At 65.8% G+C, this 14,680-nt stretch carries 11 protein-coding genes and 1 other RNA gene; 7 read left to right on the plus strand and 5 right to left on the minus strand.

Features of this window, described 5'->3' with window-relative positions:
- Nucleotides 1–78: 78 nt before the first annotated feature.
- The 4 genes from ACX3O0_RS03860 to rnpB all read left to right on the plus strand — a co-directional run bounded on the left by ACX3O0_RS03860 (nucleotide 79) and on the right by rnpB (nucleotide 4,341).
- Nucleotides 79–2,298, plus strand: coding sequence for a cytosine permease (locus ACX3O0_RS03860; RefSeq protein ID WP_459106858.1), 2,220 nt, complete (start codon nucleotides 79–81; stop codon nucleotides 2,296–2,298).
- A 16-nt stretch (nucleotides 2,299–2,314) separates the two neighbouring features.
- On the plus strand, nucleotides 2,315–3,133 hold the full coding sequence (locus ACX3O0_RS03865; protein WP_459091162.1) for a Nif3-like dinuclear metal center hexameric protein: 819 nt from the start codon (nucleotides 2,315–2,317) through the stop codon (nucleotides 3,131–3,133).
- Between the two features lie 43 nt (nucleotides 3,134–3,176).
- On the plus strand, nucleotides 3,177–3,917 hold the full coding sequence (locus ACX3O0_RS03870; protein WP_459106859.1) for a zinc ribbon domain-containing protein: 741 nt from the start codon (nucleotides 3,177–3,179) through the stop codon (nucleotides 3,915–3,917).
- Between the two features lie 41 nt (nucleotides 3,918–3,958).
- Nucleotides 3,959–4,341: RNase P RNA component class A (rnpB, locus tag ACX3O0_RS03875), an RNA gene on the plus strand.
- Between the two features lie 6 nt (nucleotides 4,342–4,347).
- Here the strand turns inward: rnpB and ppgK are convergent.
- Entirely contained in the window at nucleotides 4,348–5,100 is a 753-nt protein-coding gene (ppgK, locus tag ACX3O0_RS03880) for a polyphosphate--glucose phosphotransferase (protein ID WP_459106860.1), read from the minus strand.
- A gap of 39 nt (nucleotides 5,101–5,139) precedes the next feature.
- The gene (gene map, locus ACX3O0_RS03885; RefSeq protein WP_459091168.1) at nucleotides 5,140–6,006 is read right to left on the minus strand and encodes a type I methionyl aminopeptidase; all 867 of its coding nucleotides are present in this window, start codon (nucleotides 6,004–6,006) and stop codon (nucleotides 5,140–5,142) included.
- A gap of 33 nt (nucleotides 6,007–6,039) precedes the next feature.
- Here map and ACX3O0_RS03890 point away from each other — a divergent pair, with 33 nt between their 5' ends.
- A complete protein-coding gene (locus tag ACX3O0_RS03890; RefSeq protein WP_459091170.1) occupies nucleotides 6,040–6,213 on the plus strand; it encodes a methionine aminopeptidase in 174 nt (57 codons plus the stop codon).
- A 10-nt stretch (nucleotides 6,214–6,223) separates the two neighbouring features.
- On the opposite strand, the gene gdhA is transcribed toward ACX3O0_RS03890, so the two are convergent.
- Genes gdhA through ACX3O0_RS03905 form a run of 3 tightly spaced genes read right to left on the minus strand, consistent with a single transcriptional unit; the run spans nucleotide 6,224 to nucleotide 10,277 of the window.
- The gene (gene gdhA, locus ACX3O0_RS03895; protein ID WP_459106861.1) at nucleotides 6,224–7,606 is read right to left on the minus strand and encodes an NADP-specific glutamate dehydrogenase; all 1,383 of its coding nucleotides are present in this window, start codon (nucleotides 7,604–7,606) and stop codon (nucleotides 6,224–6,226) included.
- A gap of 49 nt (nucleotides 7,607–7,655) precedes the next feature.
- The gene (panB, locus tag ACX3O0_RS03900) at nucleotides 7,656–8,489 is read right to left on the minus strand and encodes a 3-methyl-2-oxobutanoate hydroxymethyltransferase (protein ID WP_459091174.1); all 834 of its coding nucleotides are present in this window, start codon (nucleotides 8,487–8,489) and stop codon (nucleotides 7,656–7,658) included.
- 51 nt (nucleotides 8,490–8,540) lie between these two features.
- Entirely contained in the window at nucleotides 8,541–10,277 is a 1,737-nt protein-coding gene (locus ACX3O0_RS03905) for an NAD+ synthase (RefSeq protein ID WP_459106862.1), read from the minus strand.
- 79 nt (nucleotides 10,278–10,356) lie between these two features.
- On the opposite strand from ACX3O0_RS03905, the gene ACX3O0_RS03910 reads away from it, so the two are divergent.
- Together ACX3O0_RS03910 and ACX3O0_RS03915 are read left to right on the plus strand one after the other, a co-directional pair.
- On the plus strand, nucleotides 10,357–11,694 hold the full coding sequence (locus ACX3O0_RS03910) for a glutamine synthetase family protein (protein ID WP_459091178.1): 1,338 nt from the start codon (nucleotides 10,357–10,359) through the stop codon (nucleotides 11,692–11,694).
- A 19-nt stretch (nucleotides 11,695–11,713) separates the two neighbouring features.
- Entirely contained in the window at nucleotides 11,714–14,668 is a 2,955-nt protein-coding gene (locus ACX3O0_RS03915; RefSeq protein ID WP_459106863.1) for a bifunctional [glutamine synthetase] adenylyltransferase/[glutamine synthetase]-adenylyl-L-tyrosine phosphorylase, read from the plus strand.
- Nucleotides 14,669–14,680: the final 12 nt, after the last annotated feature.

Genomic DNA, 14,680 nt, shown 5'->3' on the forward strand with positions numbered 1-14,680 from the left:
CACGACCCTGAAAACTCCGTGCGCCCGCCACGGCCAGTCACCGTCTCGGACCGGTATTTCGCCGATAACATGTGCGGCATGGAGCAGGACGACGGCGCGGGCGACGGCCGGCCCACGTCGGCTGACGGTGCAGGCGCCGGTCCGCGGCGGGCGACCTTCACGCCGCCCCTGGCCGACGCGTATGCGCAGTTCTCCCGGTCCGGTTTCCAGCCGACACAGCTCCCGGATGCTCCGCCACCGAACCCTGCGACAGTGGTGACGCCGCCGCCCGGATCTGCGTTCCCACGGCCGCCGGAGCGACGCTCTCTTGACGACGATCACCTGGTTGCCACGCTCGACAAGCAGGGCCTTCAGGACGGAGGAGTCCTGGAGGCGATCGAGCAGCTGCAGGCACAGCTTCGAATTCGGGAGCAGGAGGCCCGGGAGTTCCGCAATTGGGAGAGCTCGATGCTCGCCATCGGCACACCGGAAGCGCTCGACGTCGTCGAGGAGACTCGCGTCACATTCACCGGGGCGATCCAGATCATTCCACCGTCAGCCTCCGCACCCGTTTCGGCGCCGATTTCGGTACCGCCGGATGCGTCTGCCTCCGCTCCATCCACGGCACCGGACAAACCGGAGCCTGTCGTCTACGACCTGGTGGAGCCGGAGGAACCGCCGCACGCCACGGGATCGACAGTCCTGGCTGCGGATGTCCCCTCCGCCTCAGCGACGGACAGCCACGCCGGTGAAGAAGACGATGAAGATGATGTTGACGATGACGATGATGATGTCATCGACGTTGCCGCACCAGCGGCCCCGGTAGGGAGCCCCCGCACCGAACCGGGCGAGGTCGTCATCGTTCCGGAACCCGTGACCCCCGCCCAGCGGGTGTTCGGCCCCGAGCCCAGCGGCGCAGAGCCGACGCTGCCGGAGCAGCGCACGGGTCGCGCCTTACGGCTGTTCTGGCTCTGGTTTGCAGCGAACTCCTCGGTGCTGAGCATCGTCTTCGGGGGAGTGCTGATGTCCCTGGGAATGAGCCTTCGCCAGTCGATCGTCGCAGCCCTTGCCGGGGTGGCGCTGTCCTTCCTGCCGATCGGGTTGGGCACCCTTGCCGGCAAGTGGAGTGGGCAGCCGACCATCATTGCGTCCCGGGCAACCTTCGGCCTCATCGGCAATGCCGTTCCCGGCATTCTCGCCCTGGTAACCCGCCTGCTGTGGGGTGGGGTCCTGCTGTGGCTGCTCGCGTCGGTCACTGCCGGGCTTCTCGTGGCAGCGCGGGCGGATGGCGGACTGAGCACGCTGCAGTTGACCATCGCCACCGCCGGAATAGGGTTCCTCATCGCACTGGTGGTTGCCTTCTTCGGCTATCGGCTGCTCGCGAAGGTCCAGCTGGTGCTGAGTGTGGCATCCGCTGCACTGGTGATCGGTCTCATCATGATCAGCTGGCCACTCGTCGATGTGGGAGCAGCGCTGACCATTGGCGACGGTCCGTGGGTCTTGGTGCTCACCGGGGCGATTCTGGTGTTCAGTTTCGTGGGGTTGGTCTGGTCGACGTCGGCCGGCGACCTCGCCAGGTACCAGCGTCCCTCCAACGCTGCCGCCGGTTCCATGCTGACCGCCTCGTTCGGGAACGCCCTGCCGGCGTTCGTTCTCATCGCCTACGGGGCGCTGTTGGCGGCATCAAACCCGTCGCTGGCATCCGGCTTCGTTGACGACCCGATCGCGACCCTCACGGAACTGGTCCCCGCGTGGTTCATGGTGCCCCTGGTCGCCGCCGTCGGCATCGGGCTGCTCTCCGGCGTCATCCTCTCCATCTACTCAGGAGGATTCGCGCTGGTCGCCCTGGCGCCGCTGCGGCGGGAGCTGGCCGTACTGGCCGTCGGGACCCTTCTGGGCGCGCTCACCGTGGTGCTGGTGCTCACGGCGGCCGACCTGGCCGGGATCTTCCGCGATGTCGCCACCACCCTGGCCGTACCCACCGCCGCCTGGCTGGGAATCTTCACCGCCGAGGTCATGATCCGTAATCGTCGGTTCGACACCCGCTCGCTGGTTCAGCGCGGGGGAACATACGCAGACTTCCGCTGGGTCAACCTCGGAGTGCTGGTTGCCGCCAGCGCGGTCGGTTACGGGTTCACGACGGCCTCCGTCGACTGGCTCGCCTGGCAGGGCTACCTGCTGCAGCCTGCGGGAATGCCGCTCGGCAGTGACCTGGCGCAGTCCGATGTTGGGGTCCTGGTCGCGCTGGGCATAGCCATCCTGATGCCGATCCTGGTCGGCATCGGTGCCGTCCGGCGGCAGGAATCCGTTCGCGGCTAGTCGGTAGACTGTCGAGGTGTCAGCATCCGTCGCCGAAGTCAACGCCGTCATTGAGCGGCTGTGGCCCATTACCGGCGCCGAGGGCTGGGACGCCCCAGGCTTCCTCGTGGGCGTTCCGACGGCGCCGGTCACCTCGGTCCACCTTGCGGTCGATGCGGTTGCCGAAACCATCGACGAAGCCATCGAGCTGGGTGCAGACCTGCTGCTGGTGCACCACCCGCTCTTGCTGCGCGGCGTGACGACGGTCGCCGAAGACCGGTACAAGGGGGCGATGGTCGGCAGGCTCATCCGCGCCAATTGCGCCCTGATTGCAGCCCACACCAACGCCGACGTCGTCGAGACGGGCACATCCGGTGTACTGGCGTCCATGCTCGGACTCACCGAGGTCTCGCCGATCGCCCCGTCTGCCGACCCGAGCCAGGGAATCGGCCGCGTCGGCATGCTTCCTCAGCCGACCACTCTCGGCCAGCTGGCCCGCCTGCTCGGTGAGCTGCTGCCGGCCACTGCCAGCGGCGTTCGCGTCGCCGGCGACTACAACCAGCAGGTCCAGCGGGTCGCCCTCTGCGGCGGTGCCGGTGATTCGCTCCTGAGCGCACCGGCAGTGCTGGGGGCGGATGTCTACGTGACCTCCGACCTTCGCCACCACCCGGCCTCGGAATCGCGGGCGAACTCCGCGATCGCCGGCGGCCCGGCACTGATTGACGTGTCGCATTGGGCGAGCGAGTGGCTGTGGCTCGAAACCGCGGCCGCCGAACTGCGTGAAGCGCTCCCGGCGCTCACCGTTACCGTCAGCGACCTGCGCACCGACCCCTGGGATTTTACGATTGTGCAATAGCACTGCAAGCAACCATGACCGCCGGAAAGCCTGAGAGGCCCCAATGCCCCTGAAAGCCAGCCCAGACATCCAGAAGCACCTGCTCGACCTTCAGGCTCTGGACACCAAGCTCAGCCAGCTCGGCCACCAGGCGAAGAGCCTTCCGCAGATCGCGGTGATTGCCGGCCTGAATGCCGAGGCGGATGCCACGCGCGCGCAGCTTCGTACGGAGACGGGCGAGGCAGAAGACACCCGGCTCGAGCTGGGGCGCATCGAGGCAGACGTCGCTGTTGTCGAAGCGCGGATCAAGCGCGATAGCGACCGACTGGATACCGCATCATCGGTAAAGGACGTCGCTGGCCTTGAGCAAGAGCTGACAGCGCTGAGGAAGCGCCAGAACGACCTGGAGGAGATCGAGCTCGGCGTCATGGAGACGCTGGAGGAGCGAGAGCAGGCGGAGGCGAAGACCATCACCGCCCTCGACGAGCTGGAAGCGAAGATCAGCGCCAAGGAGCAGGAACGCGACGCCGCTCTCACCGGCATCAACTCGGAGCGCGGTCACGCTGAAGCCAACCGGGCGACCATTGCCGGGAAGCTGCCGGAGGACCTGCTGGCACTGTACGAGCGCCAGCGCGAGCGTTACGGCTTCGGGGCATCCCTGCTCCAGGGCGGCGTGTCGATGGCCAGTGGCGTCAAACTCAATGCCAACGACCTCGACGCGATCCGTTCCGCCGCACCTGACGACGTGCTGATCTGCCCGGACAGCCAGGCGATCCTCGTCCGCACAACCGAATCCGGGCTGTAGTCGCCGGTAGACGCTGCACCTGCCCGTAGAATGAGGGCGAATGGGTCGGCAAGACGGTCGCGTCACTCCCTGCCTCTGAAAAGGGTGCAGGGGTGCCGAGGAACGTCCGGGCTCCGTAGAGCAGAACGGTGGGTAACGCCCACCCGGGGTAACCCGCGAGCAAGTGCAACAGAAAGCAGACCGCCACGGGCCGCAAGGCCCGGGGTAAGGGTGAAACGGTGGTGTAAGAGACCACCAGCGGCCGGGGTGACCCGGCCGGCTAGGTAAACCTCGTTCGGAGCAAGGTCAGACAGGGAACGCTACAGGCTGCTCGCCCAGTTCCCGGGTAGACCGCTAGAGGGCTGCGGCAACGTAGTCCCGAGATAGATGGCCGTCCAGCACCGCAAGGTGGGGACAGAACCCGGCGTAACAGCCGGCCCATTCACCCCTGTCAGAGTCCGCGGACGGCGAGAACTGCTGCCCCGAGGATGCCCGCATTGTTGCGAAGCTCTGCCGGTACGATCGGCGCCCGCAGCTTCAGGAGCGGCAGGAACTCGTCGTGCGCCTTTGAGACGCCGCCGCCGACGATGAACAGGTCGGGGGAGAACAACACTTCCAGATGCGAGTAGTACCGCTGCAGGCGCTCGGCCCACACCTCCCAGCTCAGCTCCTCCTCCTCGCGGGCGCTGTTCGCCGCGCGGTGCTCGGCAACCGCGCCATCCAGCTCGAGATGCCCGAGTTCAGTGTTCGGAATGAGCACACCGTTGTAGATGAACGCCGAACCGATGCCGGTGCCGAGGGTGGTCACGATGGTGAGGCCGGAACGACCGGCCGCTGCCCCGTAACGCACCTCCGCGTATCCGGCGGCATCCGCATCATTGACGAAATGGATATCCCTGGCCAGATTCCGCTCGAAGAGGGCCTCCGCCTCGAGCCCGATCCACTCACTGCTGACGTTCGCGGCAGACATGGTCGTGCCGTTCAGGATCACGGCGGGGAAGCAGACACCGACCGGAATGGCGTGATCGTCGTCGATGCCGAGCTCCTCGACGAGCGAGACAACCGCCCCGACAATACCCTCTGGCGACCCGCCTTCCGGTGTGGACACCTTGAGGCGGTCGGACTCCAGCTCACCGCTGTCCACGTTGACGATGGCAGCCTTGATTCCGGTGCCGCCGATGTCGATTCCCACTGCACGCGTCACGAGGTACTGCCTTTCGGTCAGGAAGTCAGGTCAGGTCGGTCAGGGGAGGGTGAGCACGTCGGCGCCACGCTCCGTGACGACCAGGGTGTGTTCGAACTGGGCGGTGACGCTCTTGTCCTTGGTGGTGACCGTCCAGTCATCCGCCCAGATGTCCCACTCGTGCGTGCCCAACGTCAGCATGGGCTCGATCGTGAACACCATCCCTACCTCCATGACGGTGTCGAACCGGGGCGCCGAGTCGTAATGCGGAATGATGAGCCCGGAGTGGAAGGCCTCACCGACGCCGTGCCCGGTGAAATCGCGGACCACCCCGTACCCGAACCGCCGGGCGTAGGACTCGATGGCGCGCCCGATGACGTTCACCTGGCGGCCGGGTGCTACGGCCTTGATGCCGCGGCCCAGCGCTTCACGGGTGCGGTTCACCAGGTCAGTGACCTCCGCGGACGCCGTACCCACGATGAAGGTGGCATTGCTGTCGCCGTGTACGCCGTTCTTGTAGGCGGTGATGTCGATGTTCACGATGTCGCCGTCTTCCAGGACGGTGTCATCGGGGATGCCATGGCAGATGACCTCGTTCACCGAACTGCAGATGGATTTCGGGAAACCGCGGTAGCCGAGCGTGGACGGGTAGGCGTTGTTCGCCAGCAGGAAGCCGTGCGCGATGGCATCCAGCTCGTCTGTCGTCATGCCCGGGCGCACGTTCTCACCGACCAGCCGGATTGCCTCAGCAGCGATCCTGCCCGACTCCCGGATCAAGGCCACCTTCTCCGGCGGATAGACATCAGACCCGGTGAACCGGGTCGGACCCTTCCTGCCCACATACTCTGGACGCACGATGTCGGCCGGCACCGCGCGTGGCGGGGACTGCGCCCCGGGGATGAGGTGTCCGTTCAGGTCCTTCGGCATATGATCCATGTTAGGTTCACGACGGGAGTTCCCATGACCGAGTGGTGGTACAACCGGGTTACCGGTGAAGTCGAAGAAGGCCCGCAGTCGCTCAGTTCCGAGCGGGACGGTCCGTTCGAGACGCGCGAGGATGCCGCGCGGGCTCCCGAGATCATCGCGGAACGTGCCCGCAAATGGGCTGAGGAAGACGCAGCGGAGAACAGCTGACGCCGGTCGATCAGATAAGGCCCTGGGCGAGCATGGCGTCTGCGACGGTGCGGAACGCCGCGATGTTCGCCCCGGCGACATAGTCGCCTGGGCGCCCGAATTCTTCCGCGGCGTTGCGGGCCGAAGAGTGCACTGTGCTCATGATGCTCCGCAGGCGCTCCTCGCTCGTCTCAAAGTCCCAGTGCTGACGTGCTGCGTTCTGGCTCATCTCCAGCGCGGAGGTCGCCACCCCACCCGCGTTCGCCGCCTTGCCCGGGCCGAAGAGGACGCCGGCGTTCTGGAGCAGGTGCACGGCATCCGCCATCGTCGGCATGTTGGCGCCCTCTGAGACCGCGATGACCCCATTGCGGATCAACGCCTCGGCATCGGGCAACGTCAACTCGTTCTGGGTCGCCGAAGGGAACGCCAACTCTGCCGGAACGTCCCACACGGAGCCGCCCGAGATGAAGCGGGCGTTCGGCTTGCGCTCGGCATACTCGGAAATGCGCCCGCGCTCCACCTCCTTGAGCTGCTTGAGAAGGTCGACATCGATGCCGTCCTCGTCAACGACGTAGCCGGAGGAATCGGATGCGGTGATCGCCTTCCCGCCGAGCTGCGCCACCTTCTCGATCGCGTAGATCGCGACGTTGCCCGAGCCGGAGACGACTGCGGTCTTGCCTTCGATGCCGTCGTGCCTGGTCGCGAGCATCTCTTCAGCGAAGAAGACGGCGCCGTACCCGGTGGCCTCGGTGCGCACCTGCGCGCCACCCCACTGCACACCTTTCCCGGTGAACATTCCGGACTCGTGCCGGTTGGTCAGGCGACGGTACTGGCCGAACAGGTAGCCGATCTCCCGACCGCCGACGCCGATGTCGCCGGCTGGGATGTCGGTGTGCTCGCCGAGATGGCGGTAGAGCTCGCTCATGAAGCTCTGGCAGAAGCGCATCACCTCGTTGTCGCTGCGGCCGTGCGGGTCGAAGTCAGAGCCCCCCTTGCCGCCACCGATCCCCTGACCGGTGAGCGCGTTCTTGAAGATCTGCTCGAAACCGAGGAATTTGATGATGCCCAGATTGACCGTGGAATGGAACCGCAGGCCACCCTTGTACGGGCCGAGAGCCGAATTGAACTGCACGCGGAAGCCGCGGTTCACCCGCACCTTGCCGGCGTCATCGACCCACGGAACCCGGAACATCACCTGCCGCTCGGGCTCGACAACGCGCTGAAGGATGCCGGCCTCGATGTATTCGGGATGGCTCGCGATCAGCGGTTCGATGGAATCCAGGACTTCCCGCACGGCCTGGTGGAATTCAGGCTCCCCGGGGTTGCGGGCGACGGTCTGCTCATACACATCGTGGATGGCCAGGGTGGTCTGCTCGTAGGATTCCTGGCTGGTCGAAGTGGTGGAAAGGTACATTAATATCCCTAGATCTGGGGGCAGAAGACGCGCCACCGGATCATCGGCGTCACTCGTAGCTGTGCTCGGGTGCCGGGTAGGCGCCGTTTGCAACATCCGTTCTATAGGCGGTGGCGGCATCCGTCAGAATTCCATTGAGGTCTGCATATTGCCGGACGAACTTGGGAATACGACCAGAGCTCAGTCCAGCCCAATCCGTCCAGACCATGAGCTGGCCGTCGACGTCCGGGCCGGCACCTACGCCGATGGTCGGAATACGCAATTCCCTGGTCACTTGTGCAGCGGCCTCGGCTGGAACCATCTCCAGCACCACAGAGAACGCGCCGGCATCTTCGACGGCGTGTGCGTCGGCGAGAAGCTGTTCGAGCCCTTCGCCGCGTCCTTGGATTATATGACCACCGAGCCCGTGTTCGCTCTGCGGGGTGAAACCGATGTGGGCCATGACCGGAATTCCAGCCGACACGATCCGGCGGATCTGCTCAGCACTGCGCACCCCGCCCTCCAGCTTGACCGCGTGCGCGTGCGTCTCCTTCATGAACCGGAACGCTGTGTGGAGGGCTTCCTCCGGGCTGGACTCGTAGGAGCCGAACGGCAAGTCCGCCACGACGAAAGCACGCGAGACCGCGCCGGCGACCGCTCGGGTGAGGGGGATCAACTCATCGACCGTCACCGGCAGGGTCGTGTCGAATCCCAGCACATTGTTGCCGGCAGAGTCACCGACCAGCAGGAAATCGATGCCCGCCTTGTCGAAGATTCCCGCACTCAGCTGGTCATAGCTGGTGAGGCCGACGATCTTGATCCCGTTCTCCTTCGCGGACTGGAAATGCCGGGTACGAACCTTCTTGAGTCCCGCCTGCGCGGCTGCCTTTGCTGGATCAGTCATGGGGCCACTCTATTCTGCGGATATTGGCTATTCCGTTCGGGATCACGTGGATCAGTCGCTGACGCTGGGGCGGTAGGTGATGGGAAGACGGCGATCGCGTCCGAACGCCATTCCGGAGATTTTCGGGCCGATCGCGCCCTGGCGGCGCTTCCACTCGGCCCGATCGACCAGCGTGGTGACCTCATCGACCGTTTGCGCATCGAAACCGAGCGCGACAACATCCTTTGCTCCCAGCTTCCTGGTGACGTAAGCGTCCAGGATGCCATCCAGCACCTCATAGGGAGGAAGGGAGTCTTCGTCCTTCTGGCCGGGTCGCAACTCGGCCGACGGCGGCTTCTCAATCGAATTCTCCGGGATCGGCGGTGTCTCGCCGCGACGCACGGCCTCGTCGTTCCGCCAGCGCGCCAACTCCCAGACCAGTGACTTGGGGACGTCCTTGATCGGGGCGAAACCGCCGACCGAGTCGCCATAGATGGTGGAGTATCCGACCGCGAGTTCGGACTTGTTCCCCGTCGTGAGCACGAGGTGGCCGTGGGTGTTCGAGAGTCCCATCAGTACCACAGCGCGCACCCGTGCCTGCAGGTTTTCGGCCGCTATACCGGTCAGTGAGAGTTGCTCTTCGATCGGTGAAACCAGGTCGGCAACGGCCTCAACTTGGTAGTTCAGCCCCACCCGTTCAGCGAGGTCCTCGGCGTCGGACTTCGAATGGTCGGAGGAGTAGCGGCTCGGCATCGATACGCAGTACACGCCTTCCGGCCCGATGGCATCCGAAGCGAGGACAGCGCAGACCGCGGAGTCGATACCTCCCGACAACCCGAGGATGACAGAACGGAAGCCGTTCTTGCGCACGTAATCGCCGACACCGAGAACGAGCGCATTCCAGAGCTGTTCCCGGTCGTCGCCCAGCTCGGCGACCAGTGTGGAGATCGGTGGTGGCGTGCCGGCCTCGACGTCGAGTGTCACGCGCTGGATATCCGTCGAGGCCGGTGCATCGGTCGCGGCGGCGGCATCAAGGTCGACGACCAGCAGGTGCTCAGAGAATTGCGGTGCGCGCGCGAGGATCGCCCCGGTCCCATCGACGACGACACTGTCGCCGTCGAACACGAGGTCGTCCTGTCCGCCAACAATGTTCACGTACGCGACGATCGTGTCGCTCTCGACGGCCCGGCGGGTGACCAGCGGCAGCCGCACCTCGTCCTTGTCGCGCTCGAAGGGGGAGGCGTTCAGGGTGAGCAGGATTCCGGCGTCAGCGTCGAGAACCCGGGCCACCGGCCCGCCGTCCCGCCACAGGTCTTCGCAGATGATCACAGCGATGTCGACGTCTTTGACGCGCAGGACCAGTAGTTCATCGCCCGGAATGAAGACGCGATACTCGTCGAACACCGAGTAGTTCGGCAGGTGGTGCTTCGAGTAGGTCGCCTTCACGTGGCCGTGATGCAGCACGCTGGCGCTGTTGTGCGCGATGGCGGTCGGCGCGTTGCTGGTGCCAATCGCCCGCGGCTCGAACGGACCATCCGGGTGCCCGACGATCACCGGCAGGTCGCCGAGCCCGGCATCCTGCAATTGCTTCGCGAGGTGACGAACCTCGCGATGTGCAGCCTCCAGGAAGCTGGGTCGCGAAGCCAGGTCTTCGATCGGGTAACCAGAGATCGCCATCTCGCCGGTAGCCAGCAGGTCGGCTCCGTGGGCGGCCGCGCTGCGGGCCGCGTCGATAATCTGCCCCGCGTTGCCGGCCAGGTCACCGACTACGGGGTTGGTTTGGGCCAGCGCCAAGCGAATTCTGGGCATAGCCACTAGCCTAATGGTGGGCAGCAGGGGCCGGGATTATTGGCCTCACCAGGCATGAAGAATGCACGAAGAGGAGCCAATGGACAAGCAGCGCGACTTTGTTCTTCGCACGATCGAGGAGCGGGGCATCAAGTTCGTTCGGCTGTGGTTCACCGACGTTGTCGGCACCCTGAAATCCGTCGCGATCGCGCCAGCCGAGGTAGAGGGGGCGTTCGCCGAGGGCATCGGTTTCGATGGGTCGGCGATCGAAGGCCTCACCAGGACGTACGAAGCGGATGTGCTGGCCCACCCCGATCCGGCAACCTTCCAGATCCTGCCCTGGCGGGGAGAGATCGACCCGACCGCACGGATGTTCTGCGACATCATGACTCCCGACGGTCAGCCGGCGATCGCCGACCCGCGCAACGTTCTCAAGCGCACCCTGGCCAAGGCCGCGGACGCCGGATTCACCTTCTACACGCATCCGGAGATCGAGTTCTACCTGCTCAAGAGCTCCAAGTTCGGCAAGAAGGGTCCGATCCCGGTCGACTCGGCAGGCTACTTCGACAACGTTCCGGGCGGCACCGCCCACGACTTCCGGCGCCGCTCGGTGCGGATGCTCGAAGACCTCGGCATCTCGGTCGAGTTCAGCCACCACGAGGGTGGCCCCGGCCAGAACGAGATCGACCTCCGCTACGCGGATGCGCTGACCACAGCGGACAACATCATGACCTTCCGCACCGTCGTCAAGGAGGTCGCGATCGAGCAGGGCGTGTACGCGACGTTCATGCCGAAACCGCTCACCGATCACCCTGGCTCGGGAATGCACACCCACGTCTCGCTTTTCGAGGGAGACACCAATGCGTTCTACGAGGCCGGTGCGAAGTACCAGCTGTCGAAGGTCGGACGCCAGTTCATCGCCGGCCTGCTGCGGCACGCCCCGGAGATCACGGCAGTCACCAACCAGTTCGTCAACTCCTACAAGCGGCTGTGGGGCGGCGACGAGGCTCCCAGCTTCGTCACCTGGGGGCACAACAACCGGTCCGCCCTGGTGCGGGTGCCGCTCTACAAGCCGAACAAGGGCCAGAGCGCACGCGTCGAATATCGCGCCATCGATTCAGCAGCGAACCCCTACCTGTCGTTCTCCCTCATGCTGGCAGCCGGGCTGAAGGGTGTTCAAGAGGGTTATGAGCTGCCGCCGGAGGCGGAAGACAACGTCTGGATGCTCACCGATTCTGAGCGGCGTGCGCTCGGCTACAGCCCCCTCCCGGCCAGCCTCGATCACGCGGTCTCGCTCATGGAGAACTCGGAGCTGGTCGCTGAAACACTGGGCGAGCAGGTCTTCAACTATGTGCTGCTGAACAAGCGCCAGGAGTGGAAGGAATACCGGGCACAGGTGACGCCATACGAGTTGGCTCGCAACCTGAAGATGCTCTGACCGCTGTCCGGGTTCCGCGATGTCACGTCCGAGTAGCAGCCTCACCGCGCTGGCGCGCCTCGGGTTCGCCTCCCTCGGCCGGGCGGCTTCCCTCATCGCGGAGGTCTCGGAGGTTCACCCGATCGACCAGGTGCTTCCGGTCTTCTCGGATGCTGCCAACCCCGATCAGGCGCTGGCCAGGCTGAACGACCTCCTGCTGGCCTCTCGCGCCGACGTCGAACCGCTCCTGGGCAAACCGGATGCCGCTCGGCGGCTCATCCGCACTCTCGGCGCGTCGGGCGGGATTGCGGAGTTCTTCCTGCGTCACCCGACGGAGCTCACCGCCCTGGCCGACCCGGTCATCGAGCCACCTTCAGTCGAGGAGTACCGCAGCGTCATGCTGCAGTCGGTGGCGGATGCCGCGGGGGAGGAGGAAGCCTGGGACGCGCTGCGCATCCGCTACCGGAGCCAGCTCGCCAGGTTGGCCGCCTACGACCTTGGTCGGCCGGATCCGGTTGGTGCGATCGACGAGGTGACGCGCGCCCTGTCGGACCTTGCCGGCGCCGCGCTGGATGCCGCCCTCGCCGTCGCCCGACGGCACGTGCCGTTCCCGCCGGAGGAGGTGGCTGCGACCCGGCTTGCGGTGATCGGCATGGGCAAGGCCGGCGCCCGCGAACTGAACTATGTGAGCGATGTCGACGTGATCTTCGTGGTGGAGGCAACGACGGGGATCGAGGTGGAGCGTGCCGTGCAGGTCGCCACCGCCCTGGCCGTCCAGACGATGCGCGGCGTCCACGGGGTGAGCCGGGAGCCACCGCTGTGGGAGGTCGATGCCAACCTGCGGCCGGAGGGCAAGGATGGCGCGCTGGTGCGCACCCTGGAGTCGCACCTGGCCTACTACGAACGCTGGGCCAAGAGCTGGGAATTCCAGGCCATGATCAAGGCCCGACCGCTTGCCGGCGACCGCGAGCTGGGTGACCGGTACGTGGCCGGCATGGCCCCGAAGGTCTGGTCGAGCGCCTCCCGTGACGGTTTCGTCGAAGGTGTCCAGCGGATGCGGGAGCGCGTCACCGAGAACATTCCGGCTGACGAAGTTGATGTCCAGCTGAAGCTGGGACCAGGCGGACTGCGGGATATCGAGTTCACCATCCAGTTGCTGCAGTTGGTTCACGGGCAGACGGATGATGTTGTCCACCAGCGGGGAACCCTCGCTGCCCTGGAGGCACTGGCCGCGCAAGGCTATATCGGGCGCACGGAGTCCGCGGCGTTCGCCGAGCACTACCGGTTCCTCCGGTTGCTGGAGCATCGGCTCCAACTCACGGGCCTGCAGCGCACCCACCACATGCCGCGCGACCGTGACGAGTTGCGGGTGCTGGCGCGTGCGGTGGGCATCAACGCGGGGGCGGATGCGCTGGTCGAGCGGTGGCATGCCACCAAGCGCGCGGTGCGCACTCTGCACGAACGCTTGTTCTACCGGCCGCTCCTGTCGGCGGTGGCGGCTCTCCCGGAGGAGGATTTCGCGCTGACCAGCGACCAGGCATCCGCACGCCTTGCTGCGATCGGTTTCGTCGATGCGAAGGGTGCGCTCAGCCACATCCGTGCCATGATCGCCGGGGTTTCGCGTCGGGCACAGATCCAGCGCACGCTGCTGCCGGTGATGCTGCAATGGCTGGCCGACGGCGCGGACCCCGATTACGGCCTTCTCAGCTTCCGCAGGCTCAATGAGGACCTGGGGGAGTCGCATTGGTTCCTGCGGATGCTGCGAGACTCCTCTGGCGCTGCCAGCCGCCTGACGCGGGTGCTCTCCGGCTCCCGGTACATCGGCGGCCTGTTCGAGGTCATTCCTGAGGCCGCCGCCTGGCTTGAGCACGAGGCTGAGCTGCTTCCGCGGTCGGCGGCGACCCTCGCGGAAGAGGCGAAGGCGACCGTTGCGCGCTATGACGACCCGGATGCTGCCGCTACCGTACTGAAGGCGGCGCGCCGTCGCGAGGTGCTCCGGCTGGCGCTGGGCTGGATGCTCGGATTCATCGATTCAGCCCAGCTGGGCCACGCGCTGGCGGATGTCACCACGACACTGCTCAGCGGACTGCTGGACTCCCTGCGCCGCGACAACGACGGAATCGAATTCGCCATAATCGGCATGGGCAGGTACGGCGGCCGGGAACTCGGCTTCGGTTCGGACACGGATGTCATGTACGTCTACCGCGCATTGTCCGCCACCCCCGCAGACGCCCAGAAGCGCGCGGAGCACTTGGTGTCGGAGTTGCTGAGGCTCTCGGACGACCTCAAGCTGACGCTCGACCTGGACATCGACTTGCGGCCGGAGGGTAAGAACGGCGCTGTCGTCCGTTCCCTGGACTCGTATCGCGCGTACTACGAGCGCTGGTCGCTCACCTGGGAGGCGCAGGCGTTGCTCCGCGCCAAGGGCATGGTGGGGGATGAGGCACTTCGGCGCGCCTTCGACGCCCTGGCCGATGAGGTGCGCTTTCCGCTGGCGATCACCGACCAGCAGGTTCGTGAGGTGAAGCGCATCAAGGCCAGGGTGGAGTCTGAGCGACTCCCGCAGGGCGCTGACCCCAACCGCCACCTGAAGCTGGGGCGCGGGTCGCTCAGCGACGTCGAATGGTTCGTGCAGCTTCTTCAATTGCAGCACGGCGCCGCTGTCGAGGAGCTGCGGACGACCTCGACTCTCGACGCGCTGGCCACCTCGGTGAAGCACTCCCTGGTACCCGAAGAGGATGCGGCCAAGCTACGCAGCGCCTGGATCTTCGCCGCGCGTGCGAGGTCCGCGATGACCCTCTGGAGCGCGAAAACCTCCGATGTGCTGCCCCGGGATCGGCAGCAACTGGATGGCGTCGCCCGGCTGATGGGCTATCCGCCGGGCTCAGCCAGCCAGCTGGAGGACGACTACCTGCGCGTGACCAGGTTGTCGAGGACCGTCTTCGAACGGCACTTCTACGGCATCACGGATGATTTCGAGCCCGCCACCGGCTGACTGGCCCGGCTT

The organism is Homoserinimonas sp. A447 (assembly GCF_054489325.1).